The 15,921-nt window shown below is 71.9% G+C and carries 9 protein-coding genes; all 9 read right to left on the minus strand.

What is annotated here, in order from left to right; genetic code table 11:
* Positions 1 to 42: 42 nt before the first annotated feature.
* The 9 genes from ACUKCB_RS09740 to ACUKCB_RS09780 all read right to left on the minus strand — a co-directional run bounded on the left by ACUKCB_RS09740 (position 43) and on the right by ACUKCB_RS09780 (position 15,917).
* Positions 43 to 4,311: an nSTAND1 domain-containing NTPase gene (locus ACUKCB_RS09740; protein ID WP_473040197.1), complete on the minus strand. Its 4,269-nt coding sequence runs from the start codon at positions 4,309 to 4,311 to the stop codon at positions 43 to 45.
* A gap of 80 nt (positions 4,312 to 4,391) precedes the next feature.
* Positions 4,392 to 4,727 (minus strand): CU044_2847 family protein, encoded by a 336-nt coding sequence (locus ACUKCB_RS09745; protein WP_473040198.1) that lies wholly within the window; start codon positions 4,725 to 4,727, stop codon positions 4,392 to 4,394.
* Between the two features lie 754 nt (positions 4,728 to 5,481).
* Positions 5,482 to 5,697, minus strand: coding sequence for a hypothetical protein (locus ACUKCB_RS09750; RefSeq protein WP_473040199.1), 216 nt, complete (start codon positions 5,695 to 5,697; stop codon positions 5,482 to 5,484).
* A gap of 255 nt (positions 5,698 to 5,952) precedes the next feature.
* Positions 5,953 to 6,117, minus strand: a complete 165-nt coding sequence (locus tag ACUKCB_RS09755) for a hypothetical protein (RefSeq protein ID WP_191270921.1) — start codon at positions 6,115 to 6,117, stop codon at positions 5,953 to 5,955.
* Between the two features lie 81 nt (positions 6,118 to 6,198).
* The gene (locus ACUKCB_RS09760; protein ID WP_473040200.1) at positions 6,199 to 7,161 is read right to left on the minus strand and encodes a bile acid:sodium symporter family protein; all 963 of its coding nucleotides are present in this window, start codon (positions 7,159 to 7,161) and stop codon (positions 6,199 to 6,201) included.
* Between the two features lie 92 nt (positions 7,162 to 7,253).
* Positions 7,254 to 8,501 carry a TIGR02679 family protein gene (locus tag ACUKCB_RS09765; RefSeq protein ID WP_473040201.1) on the minus strand — a complete coding sequence of 416 codons (1,248 nt, stop codon included), beginning with the start codon at positions 8,499 to 8,501 and terminating at the stop codon, positions 7,254 to 7,256.
* Positions 8,498 to 12,781 (minus strand): TIGR02680 family protein, encoded by a 4,284-nt coding sequence (locus tag ACUKCB_RS09770; protein ID WP_473040202.1) that lies wholly within the window; start codon positions 12,779 to 12,781, stop codon positions 8,498 to 8,500. Before ACUKCB_RS09770 ends, ACUKCB_RS09765 begins: the two co-directional genes overlap by 4 nt.
* The gene (locus ACUKCB_RS09775; protein ID WP_473040203.1) at positions 12,778 to 14,307 is read right to left on the minus strand and encodes a DUF2398 family protein; all 1,530 of its coding nucleotides are present in this window, start codon (positions 14,305 to 14,307) and stop codon (positions 12,778 to 12,780) included. Before ACUKCB_RS09775 ends, ACUKCB_RS09770 begins: the two co-directional genes overlap by 4 nt.
* A complete protein-coding gene (locus tag ACUKCB_RS09780; RefSeq protein WP_473040204.1) occupies positions 14,307 to 15,917 on the minus strand; it encodes a TIGR02677 family protein in 1,611 nt (536 codons plus the stop codon). The genes ACUKCB_RS09775 and ACUKCB_RS09780 overlap by 1 nt, the downstream gene beginning before the upstream one ends.
* Between the last annotated feature and the right edge of the window lie 4 nt (positions 15,918 to 15,921).

Below are 15,921 nucleotides of genomic sequence, written 5' to 3' on the forward strand. Positions count from 1 at the left end.
GGATCAAAGGCGCGCCGTCGTTGGGAGCCACCGCCACCTCGGTCAGGAAGCCTGTGCGCAGACCTCGGCGGGCACGTCCGAAGGAAGCGCACCGGCCTCGCCCTCGGTGAGTTCACGGCCGGTGACGGCGCACAGGTGCCGCTTCCACAGTTCCGGATCGAGGCGGAGCAGACTCACCCGGCCGCCTTCGAGGGGTGTCCGCAACAACGCCTGGCCGTCCCGGGTCACCGCCAGGAAACCCTGGGGCTCGTCGAACTGGTAAGTCTCCCTGCGCGTAGGGTCGTCCGCCCACAGGAACTGCGCTGCACTGTCGTTGGCCAGGAAGAACACTGCTTCTCCGGGGACGGTCGCCGACCAGCGGTTCGGGTTCAAAGGTCCGAGGGAACCCACAACCCTGGTAGGAGCCCGGCCAGGACGTACCGACCACAGTTCCACCATTCTGCCCGTGGTCATCACAGCCATGTAGCGCGGGTCCTCAAGGAAGATCGCCGCTTCGATGTCGTCGAGCCGGATACCGAGTTCCTCCTTCCTTTCTCCGGTGGCCAGGTCCACCGCGTGCAGCACCTGCTCCCCGTCGGCGAGGACACTCACACGCCCCGGTTCGGGATGGCTGGAGACGGAGTAGTACGTTTCCTCCTCTTCGGTGAGTCGCAGGTCCTCCAGGTCCAGTTCAGACAACCGGCGACCGGTGCGGGCATCCCAGTGTTCGAGAGTCGCTCCGGAGAGCGTCATGAGCTGGTCCCCGTCCAGGAACCGGAACAGGAACCGCTCCGATCCCCCCTCTGTATCGGGAGACTGCGGAACTGTGGTGAACTCGCTCACCTCATGTAACGAGGGCAGCTCGTAGACCGTGATCCGGTTCTGGTCCGACACGTCCGCCACCAGTGTCTCGGCGCGATTGACCTGGAGTTCCTGCTGTGGCTCCGCAGGAACGGAAAAGTCACGGTCCACGCTGGCCAGGGTTCGCCCCTCACCCTCGGTCTCCAGGACACTCAGGTTGTCGCCGTTCCGGCCCAGGCGGACCACCATGGTGCTCCCGTCACCGATCAGGCGCGGGGGACTGTAGGCGGTCTCGCCGTCGTATTCGGCCATCTTCCATCCGGTGATCCCGTTCATCTCCCGCGTGGGGAGGACCGGATCACGTGCCGTCCCCAGCAGGGGCAGATGGCTTCTGTTCACACGCCCTTGTGGCCCGAGGAATCGCGTCGGTTCCTCCTGCCCCGAGGTCTCGACGAGTACCCACTCGTCCTCCGTGTCTGGCACCACGAACCGCTCCCCCTGTTCGGAGACGGTCACGTCGGCACAGGAGGTGTTCTTCCCCAGGGCGTACTCCCCCAGCACCCGCCCGTCCGCCACCTGCACGGCCTGATAGCGGGCCTCGCCCCAGGCGACCCCGGCGGGGCCGGGTTCTCCCTCCGACTTCCGGCAGACGACCGCCACGCTGCCGTCCGCGGAGACCCCGACATGCTCAACATCGACGCCCTCCGCCAATTCACGCACCCTCCCGGTGCCGACGTCGATCGTCACCACCGCGCCGCCCATCAGGTCGGGGTCGGTGGTCACGGCCACCAGCGCGTCCTCCTCCGGGCCGAACCACACCTCCGTCAGCCGGGGTGTGTCCTCCGGGAGTTCCCGTGGCCGTCCCGTCTGTAGGTCCCAGACCTGGACCGGCTGGTCGGAGTCCGCCGCCGGTGCCCCGACCAGCATTCGGGCCTCGTGCGAGAAGTCCATGATGTGCATGTCACCGAAGACCGTCATCCCCAGCGAGCGCTCCGTCAGCGCCCCCTCGAGCCGGTGCGGCGGACCGAGTAACCGCTGGCTTCCCGGCAGCACCTCGTGCCAGACCACGGTCCCGCCCGCTTCGTGCACGTAGGCGATCCGCCGACCGTCCCGGCTGACCACAGGGGACAGGACGTTCTCGGTGAGGCCGAGCTGCTCCTGCCTGACCGCGCCCTCGTCCGTACGCACGAACAGGGTCGCGCGGCCGCCTTCGGTCCGCGCCAGTGTCACCGAGCCGTCCGCACTCATGTCGGCTTCCTGGATCTGCCCCTCCGCGCCGGACAGGGACCACTCGGCCTCTTGGAAATCCAGGTACCGGCGCATCAGCGCGCTGCGTGCCTCCTGCGTCGGAGCGGCCTCGTAGGCGGTGAGTGCGATCAGGGCCGCCTGGACGGGGTTGCTCTCCGCTGCCTCGTCCGACTGGATCGCGAGCGAACCCGACAGTCTCTCGGCCTCCCGTTGCGCTCGCACGTTCGACTCCTGAACGAGGAACACGGTCAACCCGGCGATCAGCGCGAGGACCAGGGCGCCCGCGCCCCAGCTCATCGCCACGGTGTTCCGGCGCCGCCGTCGGCGTCGGCGGGCCTGCGCGAGGAACTCCCGCTGCTCCCCGGTCAGGTCCGCCTCCCGCTGGCGGAGGCTGGCTTCCAGGGCAGCGAGCTGCAGGGGACCGGGTAACAGATCCGCAGGGCGGCCAGCGCTGCGCCACCGCTCCAGATCGTGCTGTACCTCCGCGCGCCCGGCCAGGAAACCGGCGCTGGCCCGGGCCTCCTCGGCGAGCTCCGGCCAGGCGGTGATCAGTGCCTCGTGGGACAGCTCCGCGCTCTGGGGGCGGCCGTCGCCGCCGTGCAGGACCAGCAGGCGCCAGTCGGCCCGGGCGAACGCCCGCACCAGTTCCCAGCGCCGCTCACCGGCCTCCTCGCGGGTCAGGACGCGCCGCAGCGGTGCCTCGCCACCGGGCAGGACGCGCACCAGGCCGGTCAGCAGCAGGCGCGCCTCGGCTTCCTCCCCCGGTCTGACACAGGCCTGCCACGCCTGTTCGGCGTGGCGGCGCAGCGCGCCGGGCACCCGTCCCAGCTCCTCGTACGCTTCGGCCCGCAGCCGCCCGCCGGTCCGGCGCTCCCAGAGCTTGGCCAGGACAAAGCCCAACAGCGGGAGGACTCCGGGGTCCTGGCCCGCGTCGTCCAGGATGCGCTGATCCAGCCCGGGATCGTACTCGACCCCCGGGATACGTCTGATCGGTTCGGTGATCACCGCATGCAGTTGGTCCCGGGTCATCGGGGTGAGCGGGAGCGTGGTGCCGTGCCGCAGCGCGGATCCCAGCTCCGGGTGGCTCAGTGCGGCGTCCATGAAATCAGCGCGCAGGGTGAGCAGCACCTGGAAGCCGTCCGTCCGCCGTTCCGGAAACAGCAGCGCGACGTCCTGCTCGACCTCCGGTCCGGAGAGGTTCAACAGCGCTTCGGCCTGGTCGAGCACGACCAGTACGTTCGCCCCCTGCTGCCCGGTCACCCGGTGGAAGGTGTCCGTGAGACCCAGTTTGTCCAACCACCGCCGTATGCGGTCCGGGTCGGCCTGCTGCGCCTGTTCCACCCCGTAACGGCCAGACACCGCCAGGGTGAAGAGTTCTGTCGCCAGAGCCTCCCTCAGGGACGAGGTGCGGCCTACGTCGACCACCAGAACCTCGTGTCCGTCCTGGCGCATCCTCGGCACCACACCGGCGACGGCGAGAGAGGACTTGCCGCAGCCCGAAGGGCCGTACACGGTGACGATGGAATGTCCGCCGCGCAGCGCCGCGACCACCCGGTCGACGTCCTGCTCCCGGCCGAAGAAGATGTCCGAGTCGCCCTCCCCCAGAGGGGCCAACCCGCGGAAGGGAGCGGTCGGCAGCAGGACGGTCTCGAGTTCGGGCAGCTCGCGTAGGAGAGTTCCGGTACGCAGCACGAAGACCTGTTGGGCTTCCCGTTCCGCCTGCGCCGCGACCACGAGGCCGATCACGGCGCCCAGTTCGTCGTCCCAGACAGGTCCCCCGCTGAACCCCTCCTTGGCATGGGCCGCCTGCCCGTCGGCTCGGGAAAGCTGTACCCAGCCCTCCTCCGTCGTCCCGCCCAGGACCCCCCGGAACCACAGCGCGGTCGGCTCACCACCGGTGAACCCCACCGTCCGGGCCCGGTGGTCCCACATGTCGTCGGGGTCGGCCAAGGGCAGGGGGTGGGTGCCCGGTACGGGATCCCGCATCCGCAGGAGCGCGACGTCTCCCGTCCGGTCGGGTCTGATCGGTATCCACCGCTCCACCTCGGCCACCCTCGGGCCGAGGACGCGGGCGGCCTGTCCGGCCAGCGGGAGGTCGACCATGACCCTGGCCCCGGCCTCCACCGGGTCCCGCCGGGGAGACCCCAGACAGTCCGACACCACATGAGCGCAGGTCAGCACCAGATCCGGTGCGACCAGGGCACCCGTGCCGCGGGGCTGCCCGTCCTGTCCCGCGACCCGGACGACCCCCGAGGCCAGTATCTGGTCCGTGCTCCGTGGCACCGCTTCCGTCATCGCTGTCCCGTCACTCCGGTGGGAGGCCCCTGGCGCCCGCGCCCCGGATCATCGGCCGACACGGCACCTCACCCGTTCTTCCACTTCAGGCTCACCGAGAAATTGGCCTCGGTGGTGGTGCTGGCTATGACCACGTCCGCCTCGGCGGACAGGGAGATACCGAACTCCAGAGCGATCTCGTCCGGAGCGTCGGCCATGTCCTTGAACCGTCCGACGAAGTTCTCCGCCACAGGTCGCACGGTGTCGAGCATCTGCCCGAAGGACCTCTTGGCCCGTGCCAGGGAACGGTCGCCGCGCCCCACCCGCACAAGGGACTCGTCCACACCGACGATCTGCACGAGGACCGTTTCCGTACCACCGTCATCCAGAGGCACTTCGACCGTGCGAACAAAGCGTTCGTTCATTTCGGACTCCAACAGTCGGGGGCTGGAATCCTAACGAATTCGGTGTTCTCCGTGCCACCGATCACGAAAATTACCATCCTTTCCCAGACCGCCAAGCCTTCCACCTGCAATTTCTCACCAGGAAACCCTGGATCCCAAGAAAGAGACCCTCCTCCGGCGAAACACGAGGAAGAAACGAATATCTTCGGCACGGTTTTCGGTTCACCTCCTGCGACGTGCGTAAAAGCGCGCCACCGCCGTGTGGACGGCACGGCCCTTGCGCGATTCGTGCCGCACCCGGGCATGGCACGGGGCCCGGCCGGGGGTGTTCCCGGGCCGGGCCCCTGTTGTGTCCAGGGCGCGAATCCCGCACGGCGGGAAGAGTCCGCGCTGGTCAGGGCCGGGTTCTGGAATTCTTCCGGACGGTCCTCCGAAACCCTTCGGGTACTCCGGGCACGGGGGTCCTTGCGATTCTCGGGGTAGTCCCGACCCCCTCTGGTGTTTGTGTGACTCAGGGGTCGGGGCGTGTGGGGCAGCCGTTGGTTCGGGTGTCCCATGGGTTCCGTTCATCGCGGGACCCGTCCGGTCCTTTTGAGCCCCGAGTGTCTCCGGCAGATTCCCGTGTTGGCACCCCCGTCACCCGCTGACGGGGGTCAGCGGGCTGTTCGGGGGCGGGCAAGGATTCGTGGTCAGGGGCATCTGTCGCCGCGGGGTTGGGGAAGGCCGGTTCTTCTGCGTGAGAGGGAGCGGTGGCGCACGCTGTTCCTTTCCCGGGTCAGTGGTATCCGCAGTGCGGGGGCCTGTGCGGGCGGTGGACGCGGAGCCGGGTCGGGGTGCGTCGGGGTCCCGGACAGCGGAGGGGCGCGGTGACGCCCGGCGGGTCCGGGGGCGGCGCGAGGGCGACGACCCGTTCGACGAGGACACCCGGGGTCGACAGCAGGGCCAGTACGAGCATCCCGGAGCAGGGGGCGATGCGGTGACACGCGAACATGGCACCAGCCTTACAGGCTTGTGGTGTTCGCGCGACTACTTCGTGTGATCACTACTGGCCGGTTCAGGCCAGGCCCGACAGGTGTGGGATCCGGCAATCGTGGGAGGCAGTGCCGGGACCTCGGGGCTGGGCGGAAGCGTCACCGGTGTGGGACAGGGGGTCTCCTCACCGGTGATCTTGCTACCAGGGGCAACTTCGGCGCCGAACTTGCTCCTGGTAGCAAGATCACGGGGGGGGGAGGAACCCCTCACCGTGCTAGCCGAGGAGTTCCAGGAGCAGGACGACCAGGCCGATGGCGAGCATCGCGAAGAGGATGAAGTAGCAGCCCACGTTCCCCGTGGGTCCGGGGTCGCGGGTGGGACCGCGGTGCAGGTCGGTTCTTCCGCGTCCGGGCTTGCGCTTCTTCTTCCGGGCGGCCACGTGATACGTCCTCGCGTTGCTCGGGGGATGTCGGAGGCAGAGCGTGTCATGCGAACCCGGGACGGGGCAACCCTCGGCGTGTCAGGGGCGCTCGGGCTCCAGTGCCTCCTCGGCGTCCTCGGGAGCGTTGCGGGCCCAGTAGGTGGCGACGGCGGCGCCGGACAGGTTGTGCCAGACCGAGAACAGGGCCCCGGGCAGCGCGGCCAGGGGCTCGAAGTGCGTGGTGGCCAGGCTGGCGGCCAGACCGGAGTTCTGCATGCCGACCTCCACGCTCGCGGCGCGGCGGGCGCTTTCGGGCATCCGGCCGAAGTAGCCCACCAGGTAGCCGACGGTCAGGCCGAGGGTGTTGTGCACGACCACGGCCAGGGCGAGGAGGAGGCCGGTGCCCAGCACGGCGTCGGCGTTGGCGCCCACGATCCCGGCGACGACCAGCACGATGCCGGTGACGGAGACCAGCGGCATCAGCGGGAGGAGCGGGCTCACCACGCGCTCGGCGAAGGTGCGCAGCAGCAGGCCGGCGATGACGGGGAGCAGCACGACCTGGAGGATCGACAGGAACAGGTCGCCCGCGGCGACCGGCAGGGTCGAACCGGCCAGCCCCAGCACCAGCAGCGGTGTCACGAACGGTGCCAGCATGGTGGAGATCGAGGTCATCGCGACCGACAGCGCCACGTCACCGCGCGCCAGGTAGACGATCACGTTGGAGGCGGTGCCGCCGGGCGAGGCGCCGACCAGGACCATACCGACCACCAGCAGGGGCGGCAGCCCGAACGCGTGGGCGATGCCCCAGCCCAGCAGCGGCATGACCGTGTACTGGGCGAGCACGCCGAGCAGGACGGTCCCGGGGTGTCTGGTGACGACGGTGAAGTCCGCCGGGCGCATGGTGAGGCCCATCCCGAACATGATGAGCCCGAGCAGCAGGGGCACGTGGGGGATGACGGGGGCGGTCTGTTCCGGGAGGAGAAGACCGACGAGCGCCCCAACCAGGACCAGTACCGCGAACCACCTGCCGACGAGGTCGGCGACCTTCGTGATGACCCTCATCCGTGCTCCTTCCCGCGTCGTGACCGGCGGGGGTGACGCCGCCGGGCCACCGGCACGCTACTCCCCCGCGAACGCCCGTGCCCGCGCCGGGGTCACCGCTGGGCCAGATCCTCCACCAGGGTGGGGGCGACCGACTCCTCGAAGACGGCGGCCCCGCGCTCACGCATGGCCTCGGCCAGGCCGGGATCCCAGGGCGTGGGCCGCTCCCGTCCTTCGAGCGGGTGGTGCTCGTCGGGGACGTGGTCGAGGTAGTCGGCGGCGGACATGCGCCAGAGGTCGGCCCCGTAGCGTTCGGCCACCCGTCGGGCGATCGCCGCTCCGGGCCAGTCGAAGTCGCCGTGGTAGCGCAGACGGGCCCCGGCGCCGACGGCGGCCGCGGCGAGCCGGTGGAAGGCGGCCGACGGCCAGCCCTCCGTGCACAGCACCGGGGCGGACTCCGATCCGAGCCTCTCGGCGGCCAGGCGGAGGACGGCCGGGTTCTCGCACACGTGGATCACGCGTGCGGTGGGGACCGGCGGGAAGCGGACGAGTTGGTGCAGCGTGATCTGGAGCGGGACGCCGTGCTCCGCGGCCTCGGTCAGCCAGGTACCGAGTACCGGGCCGCGGGCGGGCAGGTTGAGGGTCAGCACGCGGCTGGCCAGGTCGTCCTGGACCACGTCGTTCTCCTCCCACAGGGCACGGCGCTCCTGGGCGTCCCTGTCGGCGGGGCGGGTGGTGCCGGAGCGCGCCGCCAGGGCCGCGAGCACGAGGCCCGCCAGCGGGCGGTCGTTGTTGAGCGCCTTGGTGTCGCCGGTGGCGTGCACGGCCAGACTCTGCAGGAGCAGCGGCGAGGTCCCGGTGGCGGAGGCCTCGGTGTTGTGGGCGTCGACCGCTTCCAGGACCCGGACGGCCTGGCCGAAGGTGCCGGTGTCCTTCTTCCGAACCCGTCGGGTGAGCGCCGCCCGGGTGTCCCGGTGTTCGAGCCAGGCGCGGAACCAGTCGGCCTCGTACAGCGGGCTGGCCAGGGCCGGGGCGAGGATGCGCGCGCGTAGTTCCTCCTCCTCCCGTTTGACCGCGCTCCTGAAGCGCAGCGGGTTTCCGAGGGCCTCGAAGAGCTCTTCAAGACCGACCCCGTAGCCATGGCGAACGGTCTCGTCGAGGTGCGCGAGATCGATCCGCACCTGGTCCGGGTGAGGGCCCGGTTCCTTCCCGACGAAGCCCCGGATCCGGTGGGCCTCCTCCTCGCTCAGACCCTTGAGCTTGAAACCCCCGGAAAGCGCTCCGTCGCGGTCCTCCAGTTCCTTGCGCACACGGGTCATCAGGGTGCCCAGTCGGGTGCGGAAGACGTCCAGGTCGGTCACTGGGCCGCCCCGTCCAGGAGGGTGCCCGCGGTGGACTGGGGGACGTACCTGGTCGGGGTGATGCCGAGCAGCTCCGCGGCGAGTTCCTCGTTTCCGGCGAATCCGGCGTCGGCGTCCAGGGTCTGCTCGCCGTCCCAGAGCATGAGCAGGGCCGAGACGGTGTGGCTGGCCTTGTCGTGGTGCATGTCGTAGTGGGCGGCCATGGGGACGGTGTCGTAGTGCACCCACAGGTCGTGGCCGGTCATGAACATGTCCAGGTCGAAGGTGACGGTCAGGCCCATGAGTTCGGGCTTGTAGCGGTCGTCGATACCGGCGAAGGCCTCGTCGAGGGCCACGACGCGGGGGCAGGTGGGCGCGGCCGAGGAGTACAGGGCGTTGGCCGCGGCGAACAGGGGCAGGTGGATGGCGGCGGACTTCTCGCCGCCGGACATCTGCTCGTGCTTGTTCTTGGTGAGGGTGACCTCGTCCTTGCCCGGTTCGGCCAGGCGCAGTTCGAACCGGTACCAGTCGCGGTAGTCCAGGACCGCGGCCAGGACCTGCTTGTGGCTGGCCCGGGGGTGGGTCGCATGGTAGTCGCGGATCATCCGCCGCAGGACGGCGCGGAGTTCGCCCAGGCCCCGGGGGCCGAGCCCGGTGCCGTCGCGGCGCACGAGTTCGGTGGCCTGGCGCTGGTGGTCGGTGAGGCCGTCCGAGCGGGACCAGCGGATGCCCACCCTGGTGCCGGAGGACATGGGCCGGGCGCGGGTGTCGCGGTCCATGGCGCGCACCAACTGCTTGGCGGTGCGGACCCGGTCGTGGATCTGCTGGGCGATACCGCTGAGCAGCTCGTCCTCCAGGACCCCCTGCTCCTCCTCGTGCAGGAGCGCGCCCTGCTCCTCCACCCGTTCGGCGACGGCGCGCGCGAAGACGGAGACGGGGTTGCGGCCGTTCTCGTCGTTGACGTGCACCGTCACCAGCCCGCTGGCACCGACCTCGTGGTCGACGCGGTAGCCCTCGGCGTCACCGCCCAGGGCCTCCTGGAAGGTGCGCAGGGCCTGGGACATGCGGTTCCCCGCGGTCTTGAGCTCGGCCTCGCCGACCTCGCCGGTGCCGACGGTCCCGGCGAAACCGTCCAGCAGGTCGGCGGCCGTTCCGGGCAGGACCTCGCGGACGGTGGCGGCCCGATCGGTGAGCAGGCGCTGCGCGGCCTCCTCCGGGGCGGGCCACTGGTCGGGCACGGGCCAGGTGCCCGGGGTGTCCACGCCCATGACCGCGCGCACGGCGGGCTGGGTGAGCCCGGCGAAGGCGGCGGCGTGCTCGAAGAGGGTGCCCAGGGCCTGGGCCAGGGACTGGCGTCCGCTGTCGCGCAGGGTTTCGGAGCGCACGGCCAGGTCGTGTTCACGGGAGGCCTCCCCCGTGGCGTCGCGGTGCCTGTCCCGGACTTCGCCGAGTTCGGTCCGAGCCCGCTCCAGCTGGTCGAGGAGTTCCCGGGCCGGTGCGTCGATGGCCGCCTCCAGGGTGGCCAGTTCCTCCGTCTCGCGTTCGTGCTCGGTGCGGCTCCGGTCGAGGTCGGCGCGGTCGCCCTCGAGCGCTTCGGTCAGCCGGGCGACGGTGTCCCGGCGGCCGGTGAGGTCGCGCTCGTGGTCGACGATGCCGGCGCGGGTGGCGTGCAGGTTCCGGGCGGTGTCCCGGAAGGCCTCGGCCGCGGCGGCGACCGCGTCGACGTCCTCCCTGCCGGTGGGCATCGCGCGTTCGGCGGCCACGGTGCGGACCTGGCGGCGTTCGGCGTCGACCTGCGCGACGGCGGCGTCGAATTCGCGGCGGGTCTCGGAGCGGGCGGCCCGGGCCGAGGCCAGGAGGGTGGAGTGGTGTTCGAGCGTGCGCAGCGCCCGGACGACCTCGGTGGCGTCGGGCAGGTCGGCGCGGGCGCGGTCGAAGTCCTTGAGCAGTTCGTGGTCCCGGGCGAGCCGGGCGCCGAGTTCGGTGTGCCGGGCGGAGAGCTCGCTGATGCGGGCGTCGTGGGCTTCCAGGCGTTCGCGGCGGCGCTGGGCCCGGTTGGTGGCGCCGATGAACTCGGCGGCGGGCTTGGGGTGGGCGCCGGTGAGCGGGCCCAGGCGGAAGCGGGCACCGGTGTCCACGCCGGACGGGAGCTCGGCGAGCGGGGCGCCGTCCCCTTCGGCGAGGGGGACGGAGGCCAGGACACGGGCGATGGTGTCGGTGGGGACCCGGTCCTGGGTTTCCGGAACCAGGAGGTCGGCGAGGGTGGGTGCGGGCCGCGAGGGCCCGGCCCCGTCACCGGCGTCCGCGCCCGTGCCCGCGTCTTCGCCGGGGAGCAGGTAGACGTCGGCCTCGGCCCGTTCCAGGGCCTGGCGGGTCAGGTCGGGGTCGGGGTGGACCCAGGCGGTGAGCAGCCCGGCGGTGTGCAGGGCGCCCTCGACGGCGGCTCCGTGCTCCTCGGGCAGGTCGTCGGCGAAGCGGACCAGCTGCCAGAGAGGGGCGCCGGGCCGGTCCCCGCGCGGTGCGGGGCGCAGGGGGTCGGCGGGCGGGGCGTCGTCGCGCTCGGCCGCGATGTCCTCGCGTTCGCGGCGGACGGCGGCCAGCTCCTCGCCGAGCCGGGTCTGCTCGGACTCCAGGCCGTTGGCCCGGGCTGCCACGTGCAGCTGCTGGTCGTGGAGTTGTTCGTTGAACACCTGGGCGAGGGTGGGGGTGCCGGGTTCACCGTAGTGCTCCAGCGTGTCCTGCAGGGCCGTCAGGCAGTCCGGTCCGGCGATCTCCCACCGCTCGGACCAGCCGTCCAGGTTCCGGGCAGCGGTGCGGCGGAGTTCGGCGAGCTCCTCCTCGGCGCCGGCACACTCCTGTTCGCGTGCACCGAGGGCGTCCTCGGCCCGGGCGGCGGCCGTCTCGGCGCGCACGCGGCCGTCCTCGGCGCGGTCCAGGGCGGCGAGCCGTTCGCGTACGGCGCGCACGTCGTCGAGTCGGGCGTCGGCCCTGGCCCGTGCGGTCTCGGGCAGGTCGTCGCCGGTGTCGACGGGCCCTTCGGCGTCGTGGGCGATACCGGAGTGTTCGGCGGCCACGGTGAGTTCGGTGCGCAGTTCCTCGGCCCGGGCGCGTTCGCGCTCGACGCGCTCGGCGACGCGGGCCCTCTCGCCGCTCAGGCGGGAGATCTCCTCCTCCTGGGCGCGCACCCGCGCCCGCTGGGTGGCGATCTGGCGGGCGCGTGCGTCGTTGTTCTCCCGCCTGACCTGGAGGGCCTGCTGGTCGCGGAGGGTCTCGTGCTGGCGCAGGGCGGCGCACTGGGCGTCCAGGCGCGCGGCCTCCTCGGACAGTTCGGCGGCGCGCTCGCGGGCCCGGTCCCGTGCGGCGGTGGCCCGGTCGAGTTCGGCGGCGGCCTCGGTGACGGTGCGGGCGTGGGTGTCGGCCTGCTCGGTGGCGGCGGCGACCCGGGCCAGCCGGTGGCGGGCGTTGGTCCTCAGGTAGTCGGCGTAGACGCCGGTGAAGGTCCGGGCGGCCTCGTGGGCCGCGGTGGCGCTGGCGAACCGGCTCTGGACGGCGGCGAGGTTGGCGAAGTCGCGCGCCGCCTGGTCGACGAGGGCGTCGTCGAGGGGGCTCAGGCCGCCGGTGAGGGTGTGGGAGACCTTCTCCGGGTCCAGGTCCTTGGCCAGCAGGGGGCGGCGCAGGGCGAGCAGGAGGTCGAGGAGTTGGACGTAGCGCTCTCCCAGCCCGAACAGGCGCGCGTCGACGGCCCTGCGGTAGTCGGCCGCGGTGGAGTGGTGGGCGTCCTCGCCGAGGGCCGCCTTGAGTTGGCGTTCGGTGAGCGGGCGCCCGTCGGTGGCCAGCAGTCCGAAGTGCACCCCGAGGCGCTGGTCGGTGACGAAGAAGGAGGGGGTGACGCCGTCGCGGTGGCGGTGTGCGCGCAGCCCGATGACCAGGGTGACGGTCTCGGTACCCGGGTCGGTGGCGGCCGGGGCGCCGGTGTCCGGGTCGTCGGTGCCCGGTTCGTCGCCGTCGGTGGCGCGGGCGAATTCCATCCACACGTACCCGTAGGCGGACTCGTCGCCCCGGTAGAGGAGGTTGGACTTCATGGTGCGGTTCTGGCCGCTGAAGGGGTCGAGTCTGCGGGCGTCGGTGTAACCGTCCAGGACGAAGGGGAACAGCACCTCCAGTGCCTTGGTCTTGCCCGAACCGTTGTGGCCGCGCAGGACGAGGCGGCCGTCAGCGAAGACGAACTCCTCGTCTGCGTAGTCCCAGACGTTGACGACACCGGCCCGGCTGGGCCGGAAGCGGTCGCTCCTGCGGGTCATGGCGCGGTTTCCTCGGTTCCTTCGGTCTCGGGCTGCTCTGGCTGGGCGGTGGGCGTTTCTGTCCCGGCGGCGCCGTCGTCGGGCCGGTCGCTCTCGGGCCGGCCGCTGTCGGACCGGTCGCCGTCGGGGCCGCCACCGGCCTGACCGGTCTCGAGCTGGTCGGTTTCGGGCTGGTCGAGCGGACCGAACGGGAGCAGGCCGGTGTCGGGGCGTTCGGGCAGCGCACCCCGGATGTTGCGGTACCGCAGCGCGGCGGGCGTGACCAGGACCCCGCCCGGGACCGGGCGGACCAGGGCCAGGTCGGTCAGCAGGGCCAGGGCGGCGTCGAGCAGGCCCTGGGGGTCCTGTTGCCAGGTGGCGGTGAAGGAGGCGGCGCCGAACTCCTCGAACAGGTCGGCGATCATGTCCTCCAGGCGTTCGCGCTCCACCAACGGCACCGTGGCGGGCTCTCCGACCCTCGGGACGCGCTCCCCCTCGGCCCAGGCCAGCTCCGTGACGATCCCCTCCTGGGGGATCCCGGCGTCGATCCGCGCGACCAGCTCGGGATGCTCGTGGACGGCGCCCGGGGCGGGCAGGCGGGCCAGACCCGCCCAGGACTCCTCGAAGTAGGTGGCGATCTGGGCCAGCAGCAGTCCGGCCGTACGGGTGACGGCGCCTCCCCGGCCCGGGAAGGCCCGGTCGGTGAAGGTGCCCGAGGCGTCGGCCAGCAGGACCCCCTCCGCGCGGCGCTCCAGCTTCGTCCCGGTGAGGCGGCTCACCTCCTCGGCCGGGCCCCTGCCGCGCAGTGCGGCGGCGACCTCGGGTTCGACGTCCGCGTAGTACACCACGGGGTACTCCACCAGCAGGCGGCGAGCGCGCTGAGCGGCGCGTTCGCGCGGGGCGTCCTGGCCGAGGGCGTCGCTGAGCAGCCCGGAGGCGCTGCGCAGGTGCTGGATCGGCCGGGTGGGCCGGAAGAGGACCTCGCAGATCTCGTGGTCGATGTCGAAGAGCGCGTCACCCTGTTCGCCGCCGCGTGCCCATGCCTCGACGGAGCCGTCGGACAGGTGCAGGGCGCCCCGGTCCAGCAACCAGTGGACGACGTCGACCAGCGCGGCCTTGTGCGTGGAGTCGGTGGGGTCGTAGCCCAGACCCTCGATCCGGTTGGCCGAGGGGGTGACGCGCCGGACCAGGTCACCGAGGCTGATCTCGACCTGGGAGCGCTGGAAGGCGGCCAGCAGCAGGCACAGGTAGGCCAGGCGGCGGCGGTCGAAGGGCTTGCCCTTGCGGGCGAAGGTCTGACGCTGGGTGGGGTCGAGCAGGTCGAGTTCGCGGACCAGGCGGACGTGGTCGGTGGTGGCGATGAGGGTGTACCCGAACAGGGCGCGCAGGTCCTCGGCCATCTGGTCGGCCCAGTACAGGACCTGGTCGAGTACGCCCGGGCGCGGCCGGGAGGCGGTGATGACGTCGCAGGTGAGGACCTTGCGCACGGCCTGCTGGTAGGAGCCCAGGTCCACGGTCTCGACGCGGGGGCGGCTGCGGGCGGCCATCAGTTCCCCTTCCGGGTGCTCGCCCGGTCGGCCCGGTCGGCGCCTGCCGTGCCCCGTCGGGCTCCGCGGGCGCGGGAGGCGAGTTCGACCCGGAAGCCGGGCAGGTGGAGGTTGCCCTGCGACGTGCGCACGGTACTGCCCCGCAGGTCGGGCACGAGCTTGACGAGGGTGCCTCCGTCGTCGCCGGTGGCGGATTTCAGGCGCCCGACGACCGCCGGCGGCGACCCCTCGGGGCCGGAGTACACCTCCCGCGACTCCAGTGCTTTGGTGACAAGCCGCAGCAGGACCCGGGTGTCGCTGTCGTCGAGGACGCGCTCGTGTGCGCCCTCGCGGACCAGGAGCGCGGCCGAGGCGCGTTCGGCCTCGCGTCCCTCACGCTGGCGGCGGCGCAGCTCGGATCGGGCACCGGTGTCGCGGCGCACCGGTTTGGGAACCCCGGGGGTGGGAGCCCGGTCGTTGCGGAACAGGGTGACCGAGACCTCCACGCCGGCCGCGTCGTGCCAGGAGTCGGTGGGTGAGAACTCGTCACCGTCCTCGTGGGCGACGCCCAGGTGGCGAGCGGAACGGGTGTTGAAGGCTGCGCCCATGAGGGCGTGGGCCGCCCCGTCGTCGGGGGTGTCGAACACCCAGGCGGCCAGGTGGCGGAGCTGGGTGGAGCGGTTGACACCGCCGCGCCGGGCCTCGGTGATCTGACGCAGCAGGGCGACCACCCCGGAGACGGCGGACCTGGTGGCTTGGCCGAGTTCGGCGGCCCGGGTGGGCGCCCCGCCCTCGGAGGCGAACCAGGCGCGCACCGCCCACCAGCGGCGCGACCAGTCCTCCAGACGTTCGGCCCGCTCCATGAAGAGTCGTTCGTCGGCCTCGGCCGCGCGGGAGAGCAGGGTGCTCAGGCCGGTGGCCTCGACCTCGTGGACGGCCCGGTCCAGACGGGGCAGGTAGCGGTCCAGTTCGGCCATGAAGTCGGACATGTGGACCAGCAGGGCGTTCTTGTGGCGCAGGAAGACCTCCGGCGAGGCCTCTGTGGAGCGCAGGATCTCCCCGAGGGTCACGTGGAACTGCGCGGAGCGCCGTCCCATGTCCTCCATGACCGAGTCCAGGCGCGACAGGCGCCGGTAGACGTCCTCGGCGCGGCCGGTGCGGTTGGCCTCGGCCAGGGCTCCGAGGTCCTCCAGCACGTCGGAGAAGACCAGCCGGGACAGGTTGACGTCCTCCGCCCGGGCGCCGAGGACGTTCTCCACCGCGTGGTAGGCCCGGTAGCCGAGTTCGCTGAACTGGTAGACGGACTGGCGGTTGCGGTAGCTCGCGAGCGTGCCCGCGCGGGAGGCGTCGTCGAAGCGGTGCACCACGCCGTCGGCCGCGAGTTCGTCGAGGCGGCTGCGCAGCCCCTGGGCGGGGACCGCGGGCACCTCGGCGTGGGCCGCGCCCAGTTCGCGCAGGGTCGCCTCGACCTCGTCCGCACCGACCTGCACCTGGTGGACCTCGCGGAGGCGGTCCACGGCCCGCAGGATCCACAGGTAGGTGACGTGATCGTCCCGGCGGGTGAAGTTGAACAGGCGGAAGCGGTCGCTGACCGCCAGCGCGTCCAGGTCCAACGCCCTGCGTTCGGCCACCACT

The sequence above is a fragment of the Nocardiopsis moroccensis genome, assembly GCF_055763695.1.